At 50.2% G+C, this 1732-nt stretch carries 1 protein-coding gene and 2 pseudogenes; all 3 read left to right on the top strand.

What is annotated here, in order from left to right:
• A pseudogene (locus ACRCZA_RS15910) lies at positions 1–366 on the top strand (acyl-CoA desaturase); the annotation flags it as partial.
• Between the two features lie 112 nt (positions 367–478).
• On the top strand, positions 479–1537 hold the full coding sequence (gene selD / locus ACRCZA_RS15905; protein WP_438675367.1) for a selenide, water dikinase SelD: 1059 nt from the start codon (positions 479–481) through the stop codon (positions 1535–1537).
• A pseudogene (locus ACRCZA_RS15900) lies at positions 1537–1732 on the top strand (tRNA 2-selenouridine(34) synthase MnmH); the annotation flags it as partial. The gene selD and the pseudogene ACRCZA_RS15900, both read left to right, overlap by 1 nt.

Here is a 1732-nt window from a genome sequence, read left to right as displayed (position 1 = left end):
AAATGGTGGCATTACGATCCAACTAAATGGTTGATTAAAAGCCTTTCCTGGCTTGGACTCACCAAGGATTTGCGCACCAGCCCGCAGGAACGAATTGAAAGTGCACGCCTGCAAATGCAACTGCTGCGCACCAAAAACAAGGTGACAAACTTAGCCAATGCCGATGAAATTCTCGAAAAAATTCACATGGAATATGAGCTAATGAAACAGCACTTACTCGACTATTATCAGGCGAAAAAAACCTTGTTAGAGGCCAAGCGTCAGCAATTGGCCGATCAGCAATTACGCCAGCAGGTCGAAGAGTTAAAAATACGCTTGTTAGCTCAGCAAAAACATTGGCAAAACCTAACCGCCCGTTATGGTTAACTGACAAATTGTCGTTACGCCACAATTATGAGTTAAAATCCTTGGGCCACCTTGCATGGTGGCCATATCTGATTAAGATGATGCCTCACGCCATTGTTACAGGACGCGCATCATGTCAGATCCCACTCAAACACACTTAGACAACATCAAACTCACCGAGTACAGCCATGGTGCGGGCTGCGGCTGTAAAATCTCCCCCAAAGTCTTAACGACCATTTTAGCCTCGCAGCTGCCGGTGTTTACCGATCCCAATTTACTCGTCGGCAACCAAAGCCGAGATGATGCTGCAGTGTATAAGCTCAATGATGAGATCGGTATCATTAGCACGACCGACTTTTTTATGCCGATAGTCGATGATCCTTTCACCTTTGGCCGTATTGCCGCCACCAATGCCATCAGCGATATTTACGCCATGGGCGGCACGCCGATGATGGCGATTGCCATTCTGGGCTGGCCGGTGAATACCCTTAGCGCAGAAATCGCCCAACGCGTTGTCGATGGTGGCCGCCAAGCCTGTATGGAGGCGGGGATCATGCTCGCAGGCGGCCACAGTATTGATGCGCCAGAGCCGATTTTTGGCTTAGCGGTGACCGGACAAATTGCCCTAAACGACTTAAAACAGAATGATACGGCTAAAGCTGGAGATCGTTTATATCTGACTAAACCTCTGGGTATTGGCATCTTAACCACAGCGCAAAAACAAAAAAAACTTCAGCAAGAAGATAGCCTTATTGCCATCAACGCCATGTGCCAACTCAATCGCATCGGCGCCGCTATCTCGAAAATTAATGGGGTTAATGCGTTGACCGATGTCACCGGCTTTGGCCTTGCCGGCCACCTATTAGAAATGTGCCAAGGTGCTAACCTTAGCGCAGAGCTGAAATTTGAGGCCATCCCGTTACTGCCTAAAGTAGTCGATTACTTAGCCTTAGGCTGTATCCCGGGCGGCACGTTGCGCAACTTTGACAGCTATGGCGAGCACTTACCCCCCTTAACCGAGCATCAACAAGCTATTTTGTGCGATCCACAAACCAGTGGCGGGCTATTAATTGCAGTATCTCCTGCAGCCGAAGCTCAATTAGTTGCCCTACTAACCGCCGAGCACATCGCCCCGATTTGTATTGGCACGCTCCAAGCCTGCAGCAGCCAACCCAGTGTGGTGCTCAGCTGATGGCGGCGATGATCACAGCTTGCCAATATCGGGATATTTTCGTCACGCAACGGCCGTTAATGGATGTGAGGGCGCCGATTGAATTCCTGCGCGGCGCCTTTCCCAATGCCACCAATCTACCGCTGATGAACGACAGCGAGCGGGAGCGAGTGGGCACCTGCTATAAACAGCAAGGTCAGCAAGCGGCCATTGCCT

The organism is Shewanella sp., from assembly GCF_051658185.1.
Lineage (GTDB): Bacteria > Pseudomonadota > Gammaproteobacteria > Enterobacterales > Shewanellaceae > Shewanella.
This window is presented reverse-complemented; position numbering and strand designations above follow the sequence as displayed.